The organism is Streptomyces sp. NPDC005866 (genome assembly GCF_040629895.1).
Classification (GTDB): domain Bacteria; phylum Actinomycetota; class Actinomycetes; order Streptomycetales; family Streptomycetaceae; genus Streptomyces.
The window spans coordinates 25986-43928 of the sequence record NZ_JBEXWP010000023.1; the positions used below are offsets into that span (position 1 = coordinate 25986).

General features: G+C 71.0%; 16 protein-coding genes. 5 read left to right on the forward strand and 11 right to left on the reverse strand.

All coding sequences use genetic code 11. From position 1 onward, the window contains the following. Positions 1-151 precede the first annotated feature (151 nt). The 7 genes from ABZ396_RS29300 to ABZ396_RS29330 all read right to left on the reverse strand — a co-directional run bounded on the left by ABZ396_RS29300 (position 152) and on the right by ABZ396_RS29330 (position 7231). Positions 152-955, reverse strand: coding sequence for an ABC transporter ATP-binding protein (locus ABZ396_RS29300; RefSeq protein WP_358917496.1), 804 nt, complete (start codon positions 953-955; stop codon positions 152-154). Continuing rightward, positions 948-1877, reverse strand: a complete 930-nt coding sequence (locus ABZ396_RS29305) for an ABC transporter permease (RefSeq protein ID WP_358917498.1) — start codon at positions 1875-1877, stop codon at positions 948-950. The genes ABZ396_RS29300 and ABZ396_RS29305 overlap by 8 nt, the downstream gene beginning before the upstream one ends. Positions 1878-2016: 139 nt before the next feature. Continuing rightward, complete coding sequence (locus tag ABZ396_RS29310) at positions 2017-2889, reverse strand: glycosyltransferase (RefSeq protein ID WP_358917670.1); 873 nt, start codon at positions 2887-2889, stop codon at positions 2017-2019. An 8-nt stretch (positions 2890-2897) separates the two neighbouring features. Next, on the reverse strand, positions 2898-3677 hold the full coding sequence (locus tag ABZ396_RS29315) for a CDP-alcohol phosphatidyltransferase family protein (protein WP_358917500.1): 780 nt from the start codon (positions 3675-3677) through the stop codon (positions 2898-2900). Beyond that, the gene (locus ABZ396_RS29320) at positions 3655-4716 is read right to left on the reverse strand and encodes an iron-containing alcohol dehydrogenase family protein (RefSeq protein ID WP_358917502.1); all 1062 of its coding nucleotides are present in this window, start codon (positions 4714-4716) and stop codon (positions 3655-3657) included. The genes ABZ396_RS29315 and ABZ396_RS29320 overlap by 23 nt, the downstream gene beginning before the upstream one ends. Beyond that, positions 4704-5456, reverse strand: coding sequence for a phosphocholine cytidylyltransferase family protein (locus tag ABZ396_RS29325; protein WP_358917504.1), 753 nt, complete (start codon positions 5454-5456; stop codon positions 4704-4706). Before ABZ396_RS29325 ends, ABZ396_RS29320 begins: the two co-directional genes overlap by 13 nt. Continuing rightward, a complete protein-coding gene (locus tag ABZ396_RS29330) occupies positions 5453-7231 on the reverse strand; it encodes a DUF5941 domain-containing protein (protein WP_358917506.1) in 1779 nt (592 codons plus the stop codon). Before ABZ396_RS29330 ends, ABZ396_RS29325 begins: the two co-directional genes overlap by 4 nt. 423 nt (positions 7232-7654) lie before the next feature. On the opposite strand from ABZ396_RS29330, the gene ABZ396_RS29335 reads away from it, so the two are divergent. Together ABZ396_RS29335 and idi are read left to right on the forward strand one after the other, a co-directional pair. Continuing rightward, positions 7655-8596, forward strand: a complete 942-nt coding sequence (locus ABZ396_RS29335) for a cation diffusion facilitator family transporter (protein WP_358917508.1) — start codon at positions 7655-7657, stop codon at positions 8594-8596. Positions 8597-8808: 212 nt separating this feature from the next. After that, positions 8809-9402 (forward strand): isopentenyl-diphosphate Delta-isomerase, encoded by a 594-nt coding sequence (idi, locus tag ABZ396_RS29340; protein ID WP_358917510.1) that lies wholly within the window; start codon positions 8809-8811, stop codon positions 9400-9402. A 6-nt stretch (positions 9403-9408) separates the two neighbouring features. Here idi and ABZ396_RS29345 read toward each other — a convergent pair whose 3' ends face one another. Then, a complete protein-coding gene (locus tag ABZ396_RS29345; protein ID WP_358917672.1) occupies positions 9409-9900 on the reverse strand; it encodes an ATP-binding protein in 492 nt (163 codons plus the stop codon). A gap of 256 nt (positions 9901-10156) precedes the next feature. Between ABZ396_RS29345 and ABZ396_RS29350 the strand changes: the two genes are divergently transcribed. After that, positions 10157-10912, forward strand: coding sequence for an enoyl-CoA hydratase-related protein (locus ABZ396_RS29350; protein ID WP_358917512.1), 756 nt, complete (start codon positions 10157-10159; stop codon positions 10910-10912). Here the strand turns inward: ABZ396_RS29350 and ABZ396_RS29355 are convergent. Both ABZ396_RS29355 and ABZ396_RS29360 read right to left on the reverse strand, forming a co-directional pair. Further along, positions 10884-11534: a DJ-1/PfpI family protein gene (locus ABZ396_RS29355; RefSeq protein ID WP_358917514.1), complete on the reverse strand. Its 651-nt coding sequence runs from the start codon at positions 11532-11534 to the stop codon at positions 10884-10886. The two genes, ABZ396_RS29350 and ABZ396_RS29355, sit on opposite strands and share 29 nt — an antisense overlap. 7 nt (positions 11535-11541) lie before the next feature. After that, entirely contained in the window at positions 11542-12510 is a 969-nt protein-coding gene (locus ABZ396_RS29360; protein ID WP_358917516.1) for a GlxA family transcriptional regulator, read from the reverse strand. A gap of 151 nt (positions 12511-12661) precedes the next feature. On the opposite strand from ABZ396_RS29360, the gene ABZ396_RS29365 reads away from it, so the two are divergent. Then, positions 12662-13531 carry a hypothetical protein gene (locus tag ABZ396_RS29365; RefSeq protein ID WP_358917518.1) on the forward strand — a complete coding sequence of 290 codons (870 nt, stop codon included), beginning with the start codon at positions 12662-12664 and terminating at the stop codon, positions 13529-13531. A 144-nt stretch (positions 13532-13675) separates the two neighbouring features. Continuing rightward, complete coding sequence (locus tag ABZ396_RS29370) at positions 13676-16072, forward strand: Tex family protein (RefSeq protein WP_358917520.1); 2397 nt, start codon at positions 13676-13678, stop codon at positions 16070-16072. Positions 16073-16299: 227 nt separating this feature from the next. Here ABZ396_RS29370 and ABZ396_RS29375 read toward each other — a convergent pair whose 3' ends face one another. Next, the gene (locus ABZ396_RS29375) at positions 16300-17940 is read right to left on the reverse strand and encodes an ABC-F family ATP-binding cassette domain-containing protein (RefSeq protein WP_358917522.1); all 1641 of its coding nucleotides are present in this window, start codon (positions 17938-17940) and stop codon (positions 16300-16302) included. Between the last annotated feature and the right edge of the window lie 3 nt (positions 17941-17943).

A 17943-nucleotide genomic window follows, 5' to 3' on the forward strand; every position in this document is an offset into this window, starting at 1 on the left:
ACAACGCATCGAGGTTCGTCGGGGTGTCCCGCAGATCACAACAACACACCGATTGGCGTCAAGATTCCTGGGGCGAGCCGGAGTTGACGTTTCCTTTGCAGACGCCGGGCCCCGCCGGAAAGGTTCCGGCGGGGCCCTGGGGCGTGCTGGGCTACTTGCCCGTGAACTTCTCGTACTCCTTGAGCACCTCTTCGGTCGGGCCGTCCATGCGCAGTTCACCGCGCTCCAGCCACAGCACGCGCTCGCAGGTGTCGCGGATCGACTTGTTGTTGTGGCTGACCAGGAACACCGTGCCCGCATGCTGGCGCAGTTCACGGATCCGGTCCTCGGAACGCTTGCGGAAGGCCGCGTCACCGGTGGCCAGCGCTTCGTCGATCATGAGGACGTCGTGGTCCTTGGCGGCGGCGATGGAGAAGCGCAGCCGGGCGGCCATGCCGGAGGAGTAGGTCCGCATCGGCAGGGTGATGAAGTCGCCCTTCTCGTTGATGCCGGAGAAGTCGACGATCTCCTGGTATCGGGCCCTGACCTCCTCGCGGGACATGCCCATGGCGAGCCCGCCGAGGATGACGTTCCGCTCGCCGGTGAGGTCGTTCATCAGGGCCGCGTTGACGCCGAGCAGCGAGGGCTGCCCGTTGGTGTAGACCCTGCCCTTCTCGGCGGGCAGCAGGCCGGCGATGGCGCGCAGCAGGGTGGACTTGCCGGAGCCGTTGGAGCCGATCAGGCCGACGGCCTCGCCCCGGTAGGCGACGAAGGAGACCCCGCGGACCGCGTGCACCTTGCGCACGCCCCGGCCCGCGTCGTCGGAGCCCCGCCTGACGATACGGCTGAGCGCGGCCGTCGCGCTGCCCTTGCCGCTCTTGGCGCCGTTGACGCGGTAGACGATGTGCACGTCGTCCGCGATGACGGTGGGGATCCGCTCCCCCTGGTTCTGCTCCGCGTCGTTCAGCTCAGCCACGGCCGTACCGCTCCTCCGCCTTCCAGAAGTACACGAACCCGCCGGTGAAGACGACCAGGGCCCAGGACAGGGCGATCGCCCAGACGTGCGGCGGGAGGTTCTCGGAACCGTAGCCGTCGATGAGCGCGAAGCGCATCAGGTCCATGAAGACGGCTGCGGGGTTCACCTGGAGGAGGAGACGCGCCCACTCCGGCCGGTGTTCCATCATCTTGCTGATCGAGAACATGACGCCGGACGTGTACATCCAGGTGCGCAGGACGAACGGCATCAGCTGGGCAAGGTCCGGCGTCTTGGCGCCCATCCTGGCCACGATCAGGGCCAGGCCGGTGTTGAAGAGGAACAGCAGGAACAGGATCGGCAGGACCAACACCCAGGACAGGCCCGGGGTGCTGCCGAAGCCCGTCACCACGGCGACCATGACGATCATCGAGAACAGCAGCTGCTGGAGCTGCTGGAGAGCGAAGGAGACGGGCAGCGCGGCGCGCGGGAAGTGCAGCGCGCGCACCAGGCCGAGGTTGCCGGAGATCGCGCGGACGCCCGTCATGATCGAGCTCTGCGTGAAGGTGAAGGTGAAGACGCCGGTGACCAGGAACGGGATGTAGACGTCCTGGGACATGCCGCGGCTGGCGTGCAGGATGACGCCGAAGATGAAGTAGTACACGGCCGCGTTCAGCAGCGGCGTGGCCACCTGCCAGAGCTGTCCGAGCTTGGCCTGGCTGTACTGGGCGGTGAGCTTCGCCTGCGAGAAGGCGAGGACGAAGTGCCGGCGTCCCCAGAGCTGGCGTACGTACTCGACGAGCGAGGGCCGGGCGCCGCTCACCGTGAGCCCGTACTTGGCGGCGAGTTGCGCCGCCGTGAGGCCCTCGTCGGGCGACGGCACCGCGCTCACCGCGATTCCGACGTCATGCGTTGTCTCACTCAAGGGTGGAAGCCTTCGTCCTCAGATTCGTCTTAGGTTCGTCTTACGGAATTGTGCTACCGGACGCGGCACTCATCCGCCATGGGACACGTTCCGGGGGGTGTCCGTGTGCCGGGCACACGGACACGCATCTTCGAGCTTCTCAGATCACCGGGGGCCGGCCCAGTCGCGTGAGCTTCCACACGGTCCGCCACCGCATGGGGCGGCGAGGCCCGCACGGGGTGGCCCAGCCCTCCCGGAAGCCGGCGAACCAGGCGTGCAGGGCCGGGCGTGAGGGGCGGCGCACCAGGGTCAGCAGCAGCCACACCAAGAGGTAGACGGGGACCAGCGCGGCGGGCAGGTTGCGGCGGGCCAGCCAGACCCGGTTGCGGGCGACCATCCGGTGGTAGACCGCGTGCCGGGAGGGGGCGGTCGTGGGGTGGTACAGCACCATGTCGGCGCGGTAGTCGATCATCCAGCCGGCGTCGAGGGCACGCCAGGCCAGGTCGGTCTCCTCATGGGCGTAGAAGAAGTCGTCCGGCAGGCCGCCCACCTCGGCGAGGACCTGGGTGCGGACGGCGTTGGCGCCGCCGAGGAAGGTGGTGACCCGGGAGGAGCGCATCGGGTCGGAGGCCCGCAGCCTCGGCACGTGCCGGCGCTGGGTCTGGCCGGTGTCCGGGTCGGCGATGCGGAAGCTGACGATGCCGAGCCTCGGGTCGGCGGCGAAGGCCTGGCGGCACAGCTCGGCGGTGTCGTGCTCGGGAAGCAGTCCGTCGTCGTCCAGGAAGAGCAATATGTCGACATCACGGCCGCTGGGGCCGAAGGCTTCTATGCCGACGTTGCGACCTCCGGGAATCCCGAGGTTCTCGGGCAGCTCCATGGTGCGGACGCCGTCCGGGACCTCCGGGACGGGCGAGCCGTTGCCGACGACGACCACCTCGACCGGGTCGCCGTCCTGCTCGGCGACCGAGTCGAGGAGGGCACGCAGTTCGTCGGGGCGGTTGCCCATGGTGATGATGACCGCGCCGACCTTCAGCCCGGCGCTCACCGCAGCCTGCTCGACGCGAGGACGGAGACCAGGTGCAGCAGGGTCTGCAGCAGGGCGATCCCGGCGAGTACGGCGGTGCCGAGCCGGGTGAAGAAGAGGTCGCCGCGGGCCTGGTCGACGATCGCGAGGACCAGGATCAGCAGGGAGGCCTCGATACCGAGGATCAGCCGGTGGAACTGGAAGGCGGCGGCGGCCCGGCGGGCCAGCGCCATCCCGGACGACCGCATCTCGGCGGCCGTCTCCTTGACCACCGGCAGCCCGGCCTGGTGCCGGGCCACGCCCACGAGGTCGGTCTCGGCCTTGATCAGGATCGCGCCGAGTGCGCCCAGGGTGCCGAGGAAGGCCCACAGCCAGTCGACACGGCCGCCGCCGAACAGGTCGGCGGCGCGCAGCCCGAGCCCGACCAGGACGGCCGCGTCGGTCAGATACGCCCCGACCCGGTCGAGGTAGACGCCGCCCAGCGAGTACTGCTGCTTCCAGCGCGCGATCTCGCCGTCGACGCAGTCCAGCAGCAGATACAGCTGGACGCACACCACTCCGAGCACCGCGCCCGTGATCCCCGGCACCAGCAGGGCCGGGGCCGCGAGCACGCCGAAGACGGTCATCAGGTACGTGAGCTGGTTGGGCGTGACCCTGGTGTTCACCAGGTAGCGGTCGACCCGCAGGGACACCTCGCGCATGTAGAGGCGCCCCATCCAGTGCTCCCCGCTGCGCCGGTCCTTGACCCCGACGGGGTGCACGACCGGACGTAGTTCAGCTACCGATGGCCTTGACATAGTCGACGTAGAAGTCCTTGATCTGGTGGGTCTTGAGGTCGAGGTGTTCGAGGATGGTGTAGCGGCCGGGCCGGGTCTCCGGGGCGAACTCCACGACCCGGATGAACTCGTCCACGGTGAAGCCGATCTCCTCCGGCAGCACCGGCAGTCCGTGCCGGCGCAGCACATCGGCCATGAACGCGGACTCCTCGTGGGCCCCGCGCAGATACATCGCGAAGGCCGCGCCGAGCCCGCACTGCTCGCCATGGCTGGCGGCACGCCTCGGGTACAGCAGGTCGAAGGCGTGGTTGATCTCGTGGCAGGCGCCGGAGGACGGGCGGGAGTCGCCCGACACCGACATGGCGATACCGCTGAGCACCAGCGCCTCGGCGAGCACCTGGAGGAAGTCGTTCTCCCCGATGCCGCCGGGGTGGCGCAGCACCGCCTCGCCGGCCTGCCGGGCCATGGCGGCCGCCAGACCGTCGATCTTCTCGCCGTTGACGCGGTGGGACAGCTCCCAGTCCGCGATCGCCGAGATGTTGGAGACGGCGTCCCCGATGCCGGAGCGCACGAAGCGAGCCGGGGCCTCGCGGATGACGTCGAGGTCGATGACGACCGCGATCGGGTTCGGCACACCGTAGGAGCCGCGGCCCGCGTCGTTGTCGAGGGTGGCGACCGGCGAGCACAGACCGTCGTGCGCGAGGTTCGTCGGCACGGCGACCAGGGGCAGGCCCACGCGCGCGGCCGCGAACTTGCCGCAGTCGATGATCTTGCCGCCGCCGAGGCCGACGACCGCGTCGTAGTGGCCGGCCTTGATCTCGCCGGCCAGCCGGATTGCGTCGTCGAGGGTGCCGCCGCCCACCTCGTACCAGGTGGCGCCGGGCAGGCTCGGCGAGACGCGCTCGCGCAGTTTGCCGCCGGAGCCGCCGCTGACGGCGACGGCGAGCCGGCCGGAGTGCGAGATGCGCTGGTCGGCGAGCACGCTCGCAAGGTCGTCGAGGGCACCCGGGCGGATGTCGACGACGACCGGCGAGGGGATCAGCCGGGTCAGTACTGGCACGCGATCTCCCGTCCCCGGGCGAGATCGTCGTGGTTGTCGATCTCGACCCACCGGACGTCGCCGATGGGCGCGACGTCGATGCGGAAGCCGCGGTTGACCAGCTCCTGGTAGCCGTGCTCGTAGAACTGCTGCGGGTCGGTCTCCCAGACCGACTTCAGCGCGTCGGCCAGGTCGGGGGCCGCGTCCCCCTCGATGAGGGTGACGCCGATGTACTCGCCGGTGGCCTCGGCGGGGTCCATCAGCTTGGTGATCTTCGTCATGCCCTTGCCGGCGTCGACGACGACCTTCATCTCCTCGTCCGCGAGGGACTTCACGGTGTCCAGGGCGAGGATGATCCGCTTGCCGTCACCGCGGGCGGCGAGCAGCGTCTTCTCGACGGAGACCGGGTGCACGGTGTCGCCGTTGGCGAGGATCACGCCGTCCTTGAGGGCGTCGCGGCCGCACCAGAGGGAGTAGGCGTTGTTCCACTCCTCGGCCTTGTCGTTGTCGATGAGGGTGAGCTTGAGGCCGTACTTCGCCTCCAGGGCGGCCTTGCGCTCGTACACGGCCTCCTTGCGGTAGCCGACGATGATCGCGACCTCGCTCAGGCCGATCTCGGCGAAGTTGCCGAGGGTCAGGTCGAGCACCGTGATCGAGTCCTCTATACCGGCGGGCCCCACCGGCACCAGCGCCTTGGGCAGGCTGTCGGTGTAGGGGCGCAGACGCCGTCCGGCGCCGGCCGCCAGCACGAGGCCGATCATGCGGGTTCTCCTTCATCGTGTACGGCGGGCGCGCCTCCCAGATGAGAGGACACCCAGAAGCGGATGCTCTCGACGAGCACCAGCCCGGCCACGGCCACGGCGAGGACCGTGAGCGCGACCTTGAACTGCGCGGCGGTGAGCACCGCGGCCACCACGGTGACCAGCAGAGTTCGCCCCTCCTGCCCCCCGATGGCGCGTACCAGCCAGACCGGCGGCGCCCCGGCGTTCCCGCGGATGCGGTACACCGTGTCGTAGTGATGGTAGGCGACGGCGGCCACCAGGCCGAAAGCTGCAGGAAGGGTTCCGTTCACCTCTGATTTGCTTGCGAGGATGAGGACGGTGCCGTATTCGGCCGCCCGGAAGAGGGGCGGGACCAGCCAGTCGAGGGCTCCCTTGAGGGGGCGCGCGAGGGCCTGGCCGCAGGCCAGGGCGTAGACGACGGCGCCCGCGACCGGTGCCCAGGTCACCCCGGAGAAGAGGGAGAGGGTGAGAACCGCCACGCCGGCGAGCGCCACCAGGAGCGGGGAGCCGAGCGGGGCGGGCATCGCGCGGGCCACGAATCCGGCGAGCGGGCCGCTGTCCGCCAGGTCGGCCAGCGCCTTCGTGGCCCGGTCGGTGCTCGTCGCCTTCCGGGTCAGCGACCTCAGCACCCGCCCGGCCGTGGTGTACGTCGCCGCGAAGGCGCAGCCGGCCAGCAGCACGCACAAGGTGATCCGCGGGGTCGTCGCCGCGGTCAGGACGGCTATCAGTGCCCATCGTTCACCGATGGGCAGAACTATCATCCGGCGCACCCAGACCGTCCAGCCGACACCGTCGAGCTTGTCGGAGAGGGCCGCGGTGGGGCCGGCGCCGGCGGCGGGGTCCCCGGCGTTCGCCTCGTTGAAGGAGAAGTCGACCACGTGCCGGCAGGTCTGCAGGATCATCGCGCCGAGGGCCAGGGCCCATACGTCGTCGCCGCCCCGGGCCGCGCCGAGCGCGAGGCCTGCGTAATAGGCGTACTCCTTGGCCCGGTCGAAGGTGGCGTCCAGCCAGGCGCCGAGCGTGGAGTACTGCAGGGAGTAGCGGGCGAGCTGGCCGTCGGTGCAGTCCAGGACGAAGGAGGCGATGAGCAGGACGCCCGCGGCGACGAACCCGGCGCGGGTGCCGGTGGCCGCGCAGCCCGCCGCGATCAGGGCGGTGAGCAGGGAGGCGGTGGTGACCTGGTTGGGGGTCAGGCCGCGCCGGGCGCACCAGCGGGCGAGGTAGCGGGAGTACGGGCTGACGAAGAAGGTGGTGAAGAAGCCGTCGCGGGACTTCACGGCCGACTTCAGGCGTACGGCCTCGTCGTCGACGGCGGCGACGGCCTGCCGTGCCTCGTTGCGGGCCTGCGGGTCGGTGGGGACGGCGGCGACCAGGCTGCCCAGCTCGGGCCGGTGGACGTCGGCGTCCAGGTCGGTGACGATTCCGTCGACGGCCAGGGCGGTGCCGCCGCCGGTGGAGGCCTCCCGGGTCAGCGCCCGGCTCAGGGCCTGACGGCCGGCCGGCTGGGCGGTGACGGCGCCGGGGATCGCGGCGAGCGGGAAGCGCGGGTCGGTGAGGCCGAGGCGCAGGGCGTGCACATGGCCGACGAAACGGGCGTCGACGACGGCGACCCGCCGGTCGGCGGGCACGCCCGCGAGGAGGTCCGCAGTGCCGGCGCTGTCCGAGGCCACACACACCTCGAAGCCGAGCGCCCGCAGATCGCTCTCCAACGACGATCCGTGGACCGGCTGGCCGGTGACGATGGCGGTCGACAACCGAACTCACTCCCTGGGTGCCGGCGCACGGGCGCCGGTCTACTGCATGGTGGGGCCAGGTGTGACTCCTGGCCCCCGGGCGGCATTCGGCAGAGGTTAGCGGATGGTGAGGATTTCTTGTTCACCGGCCGTTCATGGCACGGTCGACCCACTCCGCCCCGGCCTTTGCCGAGATCATCATCCGCGATCCGCGCCGGCCCACAAACCGCGCTGACAGAACGGACATTGGGGACACGGAGTGGTAGGGCACAGACCGGCCACCCAGGCCGCCCGCCCGCGCCCGACGGGTAATTGAGGGTGCCCTGACCTGGGGATGGTTTCCGCAGGTCAGAGCACATGACAACGGTGTTCACTGCCGCGTTGCCGGATACCCCCCACCCGTAGTTCACTGTGATCCCGGGCGGAACAGAGGAGGCGTATCTCATGGGGGCAGGGCACGACCACGGTCACGGGCACACCCACGCGCCGGCCACCGGCACGGCCGCGGCGGCCTATCTCGGGCGGCTGCGGGTAGCGCTCGCCATCACCCTCGGGGTGATGGTGGTCGAGATCGTCGGCGGTCTGCTGGCCGACTCGCTCGCGCTGATCGCGGACGCCGCCCACATGGCGACCGACGCGCTGGGCCTCGGGATGGCGCTGCTGGCGATCCACTTCGCCAACCGTCCGGCGAGCGCCAACCGCACCTTCGGCTACGCCCGCGCCGAGATCCTGGCCGCCCTGGCCAACTGTCTGCTGCTGCTCGGCGTCGGCGGCTATCTGCTGTACGAGGCGATCCAGCGGTTCCTGACGCCCGCGGACACCGAGGGCGGCGTGATGATCGTGTTCGGTCTGATCGGCCTGGTCGCCAACATGGTCTCGCTCACGCTGCTGGTGCGCGGCCAGCGTGAGAGCCTGAACGTGCGCGGCGCCTTCCTGGAGGTCGCGGCCGACGCGCTGGGCTCACTGGCGGTGCTGATCTCGGCCGTGGTGATCCTGACCACCGGCTGGCAGGCCGCCGACCCGATCGCCTCGCTGGTCATCGGCCTGATGATCGTGCCGAGGACGCTGAAGCTGCTGCGCGAGACCCTGGACGTCCTGCTGGAGTCGGCACCCAAGGATGTGGACATGGCCGAGGTGCGGTCGCACATCCTGGCCCTGGACGGCGTGCAGGACGTCCATGATCTGCACGCTTGGACGATCACCTCGGGCCTTCCGGTGCTGTCGGCGCACGTGGTGGTCCGCTCGGAGGTGCTGAACGCCATCGGCCACGAGAAGATGCTGCACGAGCTGCAGGGATGTCTCGGCCATCACTTCGACGTGGAGCACTGCACCTTCCAGCTGGAGCCGGGCGGCCACGCGGAGCACGAGGCCCGGCTCTGCCACTGAACGCGCCACGATCCGCCCGGCCGGCCGCCGGAACGCATCGCTCCGGGCTCCCCGGGCGTCCTTGTGTTCGACACCCCCGGACGGTTCTCGTCCGCGCCCGTAGGGCACGATCAACTACCGGGTCCCTCTTCCGGCGTGCCCGTGCCGGGAAGTGCCGGGAGTGTCGGATTCGTACGGCAGACTTGGTGCGAAGACCGAGGCGAAGGATGGGTATGCCGATCACACCTGCCACCGCGACGCACAGCACGTCGAACGGCTCAACGGACGCGATCTTGCTTGAACTCGTCGACGAGAAGGGTGTGACCATCGGGACCGCGGAGAAGCTGGCCGCGCATCAGCCACCCGGGCAGTTGCACAGGGCGTTCTCGGTCTTCCTCTTCGACGAACACGGCAGACTCCTGCTCCAGCGGCGGGCGCTGGGCAAGTACCACTCCCCCGGTGTGTGGTCCAACACCTGCTGCGGCCACCCCTACCCCCGTGAGGCCCCCTTCGCGGCGGCGGCCCGGCGCACCTTCGAGGAGCTGGGGGTCTCCCCGTCCCTGCTCGGCGAGGCGGGCACGGTCCGGTACAACCACCCGGACCCGGCCTCCGGCCTGGTCGAGCAGGAGTTCAACCACCTGTTCGTCGGCATGGTGCAGGCACCGCTCGCACCGGACCCGGAGGAGATCGAGGAGACCGCGTTCGTGACCGCCGCCGAGCTGACCGAGCGGCACGCCCGGGACACCTTCTCGTCGTGGTTCATGACCGTGCTGGACACGGCCCGCCCGGCGATCAGGGAGCTGACGGGCCCGTCCGCGGGTTGGTGAGAGGCCTCACAACAGTGACGCGGGTTTGAGCGGCAGGGCCGCCCAGATCACCTTGCCGCCGCTCGACGTGTGCTCCACGTCCACGACTCCGCCCGCCTCCCGGGCCACCTCCCTCACCAGGAGCAGCCCCCGGCCGCCGGTCTGGCCGTGGTCGGCCTCCAGGGCGGTCGGACGGTACGGGTGGTTGTCCTCCACCGAGACCCGCACCCACTCGGCGCCGACGGCGACCTCGACGGCGAGCACCGGCGACAGCAGCGCCGCGTGCTTGACCGCGTTGGTGACCAGTTCGGAGACGATCAGCAACAGCCCGTACACCAGGTCCTCCGAGACCGGGACGCCCTGGCGCTGGAGCAGGTCCCGTACGGCGCGTCGGGCCTGCGGGACCGAGGCGTCCACGGCGGCGGCGGTGAACCGCCAGACTCCTTCGTACGGCAGCGGATCCGGCGGAGCACCGCCTCCCTCTGGACGCGGGTCGTGCCCACGCCCGTGGTTCTCCATGGTCCGGTCGCCACCCTCGCGCTCGATTGTCACCACATGACGAGTGTTGATAACGACCCGCTCCGCTCCGGATGACTGAACACAAGTCAGCAACTATCGAACGCTTCTGACCGTTGGCGTATGACAAGGTCAATTGAGCGACTGCTCCTGCCTCTCTGAAGCCGACATCGCGAACTCTTCGGGTTGTACGGGTTTGAGCCCCTCCCGCCACACCACCGAACCCCACCCCCTTGGGGCGCCTATAGCATCCCGCACTATGGAGTCCCGCCTCTCGCACCAGGTCACCGACGCCGTAGCCACGGTCGTCATCCACAACCCCGCCAAACGCAACGCGATGACCGCCGAGATGTGGCGAGCCCTGCCGCCGCTCCTGGACGAACTGTCGGCCGACCCCGCCGTCCGGGCTCTCGTGCTGGCCGGCGAGGGCGGAACCTTCTGCGCCGGTGCCGACATCTCCACCCTCCAGGGCTCCGCCGCCGAGGCGCAGTCCCTCGCCTGCGCCGCCGAGGAGGCTCTCGCCGCGTTCCCCAAGCCGACGCTCGCCGCGGTCCGCGGCCACTGCGTCGGCGGCGGCTCACAGCTCGCCGCCGCCTGCGATCTGCGGTTCGCCGAGGAGGGCGCCCTCTTCGGCGTGACCCCGGCCAAGCTCGGGATCGTCTATCCGGCTTCCTCCACCCGCCGGCTGGCGTCCCTGGTCGGTCCCGCCGCCACCAAGTACCTGCTGTACTCGGGCGAGTTGATCGACACGGAGCGGGCGTTGCGCACCGGCCTGGTCGACGAGGTGCTACCCGAGGGCGAACTGCCCAAGCGGGTGGGCGAGTTCACGCGGATCCTGGTCGCGCGCTCACAGCTGACGCAGGCGGCGGCGAAGGAGTTCGCGAACGGCCGTACCGACCGCGACGACCACTGGACGCGGCAGGCGCACGGCAGCGGCGACACCGCCGAGGGCGTCGCCGCGTTCCTGGAGCGCCGTCAGCCGCGGTTCACGTGGGCTGTTCCCGGCCGAGGATGAACCGGCTCATCGAGCGGAGCAGTTCGACGACCTCGGCGGGCGCCTTCTGCGGGGATCCCGCGTCATAGGGCGGCTGCGGGTCGTACTCGATGCCGAGTTGTACGGCCTGGGCGACGACGTCCCCGGAGATCCGGCCGAGCAGGGCGAGCCCCATGTCGATGCCGGAGGAGACGCCGGCCGCGGTGACGTACTTGCCGTCGGTGACGACCCGCTCCCCCGTCGGCTCGGCGCCGAACTTCCGCAGTTCGTCGAGGGCCAGCCAGTGCGAGGTCGCGCGACGCCCTTCGAGGAGGCCCGCGGCGGCCAGCAGCAGGGAGCCGGTGCACACGGAGGTGGTCCAGGTGCTGGTGGCGTCGGCGGTGCGGATCCAGTCGAGGAGGACCTCGTTCGCCATCTGTGGCGTCTGACCGGGGCCGCCGGGGACGACCACGACATCGGGTGCGGGCACCTCGGCGAAGGTCCGGTCGGCGGTCAGGGCGAGGGCGCCGCTGTCCGCGCGCACGGGGCCGGTCTTCTCGGCCACGAAGACGACCTCGGAGTCCGGGAGCCGGCCCAGGGTCTCGTACGGCCCCACGGCGTCGAGGGCGGTGAAACGGTCGTAGAGGACGATCGCGAACTGCATGGCTCTCCTAACCGGGTTGACCGACGGGTGCCGGGCGGAACCTGCGCCGGTACTCGCCGGGTGTCGCGCCGAGGGCCTTGAGAAAGGCGCGGCGCATCGCTTCGGGCGTGCCGTAGCCGCTGGCGCGGGACACCTCCTCGACGCCGTCACCGGTGTCCTCCAGGAGCCGGCGGGCGTGTTCCAGCCGGACCCGGTCGACGTACCGGCCGGGCGTCATGCCGGTCTCGCCCAGGAAGGCGCGGGCGAAGTGGCGGGGCGAGAGGGCGGCGCGGGCGGCCAGGGCCTCGACGCCGAGATCGCCGTCCGGATGCTCGGTGATCCACTGCTGGACCTCCCGGAGCGGTTCGCGCCGCGCGGTCTGGGCGGCGAGCTGGACGCTGAACTGCGCCTGGTTGCCGGGCCTGCGCAGGAACACCACCAGATGCCGGGCGACGGTGAGCGCGACGTCCCGGCCCAGGTCCTCCTCGACGAGGGCGAGCGCCAGGTCGATGCCGGAGGTGACACCGGCCGAGGTGGAGACCGGGCCGTCCCGGACGTAGATGGGGTCCGGGTCGACGTCGACGGCCGGATGGTCACGGGCCAGCTTGTCGCAGTACGCCCAGTGGGTGGTGGCCCGGTGGCCGTCCAGGAGTCCGGCCGCGGCGAGCAGGATGGCGCCGGTGCAGACGGAGACGAGCCGTCCGGTGCGCGGCCCGTGCGCGCGCAGCCAGTCGACCAGGGCGGGGTCGGGGCGCCGGGTGCCCTGTCCGCCGGGCACGAGGAGGGTGTGCGGGTCGGCCGCCTCGGTCAGGGCCCCGTCCGGTACGACGGTCAGCCCGCTGGAGGTGCGTACGGGTGCGCCGTCCAGGGACGCCGTACGGATGCGGTAGCTGCCCGGGGTGTGGGTCTCGGCGCCCGCGAAGACCTCCACGGGGCCGGTCACATCGAGGCTCTGGACACCGTCGAAGAGGACGACGAGAACGGTTCGCTGCGCCATGTCATCGATTGTTGGCGAATGGCACGATGGCCGCAATGACGAGTTCCCCACCTTTTCTGCCATCACTTCTCTGCCATGGCGGACCGGCCACTTGCCGTCGGGACGGACGCGGCACTGGAGTCCGTACCGACCAGTCGGTAACGTGCTCACCATGACCACTGCCGCCCTGGAGCCGCGCGCCGGCCGCCGCTGCCACACCCTGCTCAACTCCCTGCACGCGACCCACTTCTTCAGCCCCGAACTGGCCGAGGAACTGGCCGCGCTCGGGGTCACCCATCCTCGGGCCGTCAACTTCGCGGTGCGTGCGGCCGCGTTGGGGCCGGTCGGGCCCGGCACGGTGACGGCCACGTTCTACAACTACAAGTACGAACTGGTGGCCCGGCATGTCCCGGCTGTCTGGGAGACCGCGTCCCCGAGGGACGTCCTCGCCGCACGCACGCGTGCCGTGGACGCCTCGATGCGGCGGCTGCTGGGCGCGGACACGGTGGCCTCCGCCGGGATGGCCGAGGCCGCGCGGCTCGCGCTGCGCGCCACCGAGGCCTGCTCCCGCTCCGGCCGGCCGCTGTACGCGGCCCACGCGGATCTGCCGGTACCCGAGGAGCCCCACCTCGCCTACTGGTACGCGAGCACACTGCTGCGCGAGCACCGTGGCGACGGGCACCTCGCGGTGCTGATCGCGGCCGGTCTCGACGGGCTGGAGGCAGTGGTGACGCACACCGCGACCGGCAAGGGCATGACCCCCAGGTGGGTGCTCGCCACGCGCGGCTGGAGCCAGGACGACTGGGACGCGGCGGTGCGCCGGCTGCGGGAGCGCGGGCTGCTCGACGCGGCGGGCGAGCTGACCGAGGCGGGGGCGGCCCTGCGGGCGGAGATCGAGGCGGAGACGGACCGGCTGGACCGGGCGCCGTACGAGCATCTGGGGGCCGACGGAGTGCCCCGGCTGACCGAGCTGGCGAAGGGGTTCGCGGGGGCGGTGGTCGCCGCGGGGGCCTTTCCGGCGGATCTGGTCGGCAAGGGGTGAGGTGAGCGCCGTTACGGCCCGTTCGAGCGACACAGGGGGGCGCAGAAGTGCGGCTCGTGTCGCGGAATGGCGCCCTGGGGCCCGGTTGTCCGTGTCACCTGCCACAATTGCCGCGCAACCTCAGTGAGAAGGCGGTACGGGATCGTGACGACACCCGGGTCCCTGGTTCCAGGGTCCATCGAAGGCAGGATCGCCGAGGAGCTCGGCGTACGGGAGCGGCAGGTCAAGGCTGCCGTGGAGCTGCTCGACGGCGGTTCGACGGTGCCCTTCATCGCCCGCTACCGCAAGGAAGCGACCGAGATGCTCGACGACGCGCAGCTGCGCACGCTCGAGGAGCGGCTGCGCTATCTGCGGGAGCTGGAGGAGCGTCGGACGGCGATCCTGGAGTCGGTGCGCGAGCAGGGCAAGCTCACCGAGGAGCTGGAGGCGCAGATCCGGGGCGCCGAGACCAAGGCGCGGCTGGAGGACATCTACCTGCCGTACAAGCCCAAGCGGCGGACCAAGGCGCAGATCGCGCGGGAGGCCGGCCTGGAGCCGCTGGCCGAGGGGCTGCTGGGCGACCCGACGGTGGAACCGCTGGCCGCGGCGGCCACATTCGTCGACGCCGACAAGGGCGTCGCCGATCCGCAGGCCGCCCTCGACGGGGCCCGCGCGATCCTCACCGAGCGGTTCTCGGAGGACGCCGACCTCATCGGTGAGCTGCGCGAGCGCATGTGGGTGCGCGGCCGGCTCGCCGCGAAGGTGCGGGAGGGCAAGGAGGAGGCGGGCGCGAAGTTCGCCGACTACTTCGATTTCGCCGAGCCGTTCACAGAGCTGCCCTCGCACCGCGTCCTGGCGATGCTGCGCGGCGAGAAGGAGGAGGTCCTCGACCTCGTTCTGGAGCCGGAGGAGCCGACCGAGGGCCCGTCGTCGTACGAGGGCATCGTCGCCCACAAGTTCGGGATCGCCGACCGGGGCCGGGCCGCCGACAAGTGGCTGACCGACACGGTCCGCTGGGCCTGGCGCACCCGCCTCCTCGTCCACCTCGGCATCGACCTGCGGGTCAGGCTGCGAACGGCCGCAGAGGACGAGGCGGTCAATGTCTTCGCGGCCAACCTGCGCGACCTGCTGCTCGCCGCCCCCGCCGGTACCCGGGCGACGCTGGGCCTGGACCCCGGTTTCCGTACCGGCGTGAAGGTCGCCGTGGTCGACGCGACCGGCAAGGTCGTCGCCACCGACGTCATCTACCCGCACGTCCCCGCCAACAAGTGGGACGAGGCGATCGCCAAGCTCGCCCGCCTCGCCACGGAGCACAGGGTCGAGCTGATCGCGATCGGCAACGGCACGGCGTCCCGCGAGACCGACAAGCTCGCCGGTGAACTCATCACCAAGCACCCGGAGTTGAACCTCACCAAGGTGATGGTGTCCGAGGCCGGCGCCTCCGTGTACTCGGCGTCCGCCTTCGCCTCCCAGGAACTGCCGGACATGGACGTGTCGCTGCGCGGCGCCGTCTCCATCGCCCGCCGGCTCCAGGACCCCCTCGCCGAGCTGGTGAAGATCGACCCGAAGTCGATCGGCGTCGGCCAGTACCAGCACGACCTGTCCGAGGTGAAGCTGTCGCGCTCGCTGGACGCGGTGGTGGAGGACTGTGTGAACGGCGTGGGCGTCGACGTGAACACGGCGTCGGCCCCGCTCCTCGCCCGGGTCTCCGGCATCACCTCCGGGCTCGCCGAGAACATCGTGGCCCACCGGGACACCAACGGCCGGTTCGCCTCCCGCGGGCAGCTGAAGAACGTGGCGCGGCTCGGCCCGAAGGCATACGAGCAGTGCGCGGGCTTCCTCCGCATCCGCGGCGGCGACGACCCGCTGGACGCGTCGAGCGTCCACCCCGAGGCGTACCCCGTCGTACGGCGCATGGTGAAGGCGTCGCACCAGGAGGTGGCCGCGCTCATCGGAAACACGGGCGTGCTGCGTTCGCTGAAGCCGGGCGACTTCGTGGACGAGACGTTCGGCCTGCCGACCGTCACCGACATCCTCAAGGAGCTGGAGAAGCCGGGACGCGACCCGCGTCCGGCCTTCAAGACGGCCACGTTCAAGGAGGGCGTCGAGAAGATCTCCGACCTGTCGTCCGGAATGGTCCTGGAGGGGGTCGTCACGAACGTGGCGGCGTTCGGGGCGTTCATCGACGTCGGTGTGCACCAGGACGGCCTGGTGCACGTCTCCGCGATGTCCAAGACGTTCGTCAAGGACCCGCGGGATGTCGTGAAGCCGGGTGACATCGTCAAGGTGAAGGTCCTCGACGTGGACATCCCGCGCAAGCGGATCTCGCTGACGCTGCGGCTGGACGACGAGGCGGCGCCTCAGGGCGGCGGCCCGCAGGGCGGCGAGGGCGGCGAACGGCGTCAGCGCGGTGGGCGTCCGCCGCAGCAGCGGCAGCAGGGCGGCGGCCGTGGTGGCCAGGGCGGTGGTGCGCGGCAGACGCCGGCGCCGGCCAACAGTGCGATGGCCGATGCTCTGCGCCGGGCCGGGTTGCTGGACGGCGGCAAGAAGGGGAAGCGCTGACCGTACCTTCCGGGGGTCGTGGGGAGCTGCGGGTCCGTTGTGCGCTGGTCGCGCCCACGCGGCGGTAGCCGCATACCGAATGCGGCCCCGCGCCCCTTGGCTGGTTGGCGTGCCCGGCGTCACCCCCTTCGGAGTCACCTCCTGACCCGGCACGCGGTCAGCCCTGCCACGGCCGACGCTCTCAACTCCCCTGGGGCGGCCCGGCCGTCAGACGGGGCACGGTGTTCTCAGCGTTCCGTCACTTTGCCTGCCGAGAGCTCCAAGCGGCGGGTGACGTGGACCGCGTCCAGCATGCGGCGGTCGTGGGTGACCAGGAGGAGGGTGCCCGCGTAGGTGTGGAGGGCGGACTCCAACTGCTCGATCGCGGGCAGGTCGAGGTGGTTCGTCGGCTCGTCGAGGACGAGGAGGTTGACACCCCGCCCCTGGAGCAGCGCCAGCGCCGCCCGTGTCCGTTCCCCCGGGGACAAGGTCGCCGCGGATCGCAGCACATGGTCCTGCTTGAGCCCGAACTTGGCGAGCAGAGTTCGGACTTCGGCCGGCTCGGTGTCCGGGACGGCCGCGCAGAAGGCGTCCAGCAGGGCCTCGGTGCCGTGGAAGAGCTTGCGCGCCTGGTCGACCTCGCCGACGACGACTCCGGAGCCGAGAGCGGCGTGCCCCGAATCCAGCGGCACCTGGCCCAGCAGGGCGGCGAGGAGCGTCGACTTGCCGGCCCCGTTCGCGCCGGTCACCGCGACCCGGTCCGCCCAGTCGATCTGCAGGGACACCGGTCCGAGGGTGAAGTCACCACGGCGTACTTCCGCGTCCCGCAGGGTGGCCACCACGGCACCGGAGCGCGGGGCCGCCGCGATCTCCATGCGCAGTTCCCACTCCTTGCGCGGCTCCTCGACGGCGTCCAGGCGCTCGATCATGCGCTGGGTCTGGCGCGCCTTGGCGGCCTGCTTCTCGCTGGCCTCGCTGCGGAACTTGCGGCCGATCTTGTCGTTGTCATTGCCCGCCTTGCGCCGGGCGTTCTTGACTCCCTTGTCCATCCAGGAGCGCTGCATCTGGGCACGGTCCTGGAGGGCGGCTCTCTTGTCGGCGTACTCCTCGTAGTCGTCGCGGGCGTGCCGACGGGCCACCTCGCGTTCCTCCAGGTAGGCCTGGTAGCCGCCGCCGAACAGGCTGATCTGCCGCTGGGCGAGATCGAGTTCGAGGACCTTGGTGACCGTGCGGGTGAGGAACTCACGGTCGTGGCTGACGACGACCGTGCCGGCGCGCAGGCCGGTCACGAAGCGTTCGAGGCGTTCCAGGCCGTCCAGGTCCAGGTCGTTGGTCGGCTCGTCGAGCAGGAAGACGTCGTAGCGGGAGAGGAGGAGGGAGGCGAGGCCCGCGCGGGCCGCCTGGCCGCCGGAGAGGGAGGTCATCGGCTGGTCGAGGTCGACGGCCAGGCCCAGCGAGTCGGCGACCTCCTCGGACCGCTCGTCCAGGTCCGCGCCGCCTAGGCCGAGCCAGCGCTCCAGGCTGAGGGCGTAGGCGTCGTCGGCGCCTGGCGCCCCGTCGACCAGGGCCTGGGTGGCCTCGTCCATCACGCGCTGTGCCTCGGCGACGCCGGTGCGGCGGGCCAGGAACGCGCGCACGGTCTCGCCCGGCCGCCGCTCCGGCTCCTGGGGCAGATGGCCGATGGTCGCGGTCGGCGGGGAGAGCCGCAGCTCGCCCTGCTCGGGGGTGGTGAGCCCGGCGAGCAGCCGGAGCAGCGTGGACTTGCCCGCGCCGTTGGCACCGACCAGACCGATCACGTCCCCGGGCGCGACGACGAGGTCGAGCCCGGAGAAGAGCGAGCGGTCGCCGTGCCCGGCGGCGAGGTTCTTGGCGACGAGGGTGGCAGTCATCAG

Coding starts and splice junctions, on each gene's coding strand:
- ABZ396_RS29315 (WP_358917500.1), bottom strand. CDS start 3,677: ATGTCAAGGCCATCGGTAGCTGAACTACGTCCGGTCGTGCACCCCGTC.
- ABZ396_RS29325 (WP_358917504.1), bottom strand. CDS start 5,456: ATGATCGGCCTCGTGCTGGCGGCCGGCGCCGGACGGCGTCTGCGCCCC.
- ABZ396_RS29335 (WP_358917508.1), top strand. CDS start 7,655: ATGGGGGCAGGGCACGACCACGGTCACGGGCACACCCACGCGCCGGCC.
- idi (WP_358917510.1), top strand. CDS start 8,809: ATGCCGATCACACCTGCCACCGCGACGCACAGCACGTCGAACGGCTCA.
- ABZ396_RS29345 (WP_358917672.1), bottom strand. CDS start 9,900: ATGGAGAACCACGGGCGTGGGCACGACCCGCGTCCAGAGGGAGGCGGT.
- ABZ396_RS29350 (WP_358917512.1), top strand. CDS start 10,157: ATGGAGTCCCGCCTCTCGCACCAGGTCACCGACGCCGTAGCCACGGTC.
- ABZ396_RS29355 (WP_358917514.1), bottom strand. CDS start 11,534: ATGCAGTTCGCGATCGTCCTCTACGACCGTTTCACCGCCCTCGACGCC.
- ABZ396_RS29360 (WP_358917516.1), bottom strand. CDS start 12,510: ATGGCGCAGCGAACCGTTCTCGTCGTCCTCTTCGACGGTGTCCAGAGC.
- ABZ396_RS29365 (WP_358917518.1), top strand. CDS start 12,662: ATGACCACTGCCGCCCTGGAGCCGCGCGCCGGCCGCCGCTGCCACACC.
- ABZ396_RS29375 (WP_358917522.1), bottom strand. CDS start 17,940: ATGACTGCCACCCTCGTCGCCAAGAACCTCGCCGCCGGGCACGGCGAC.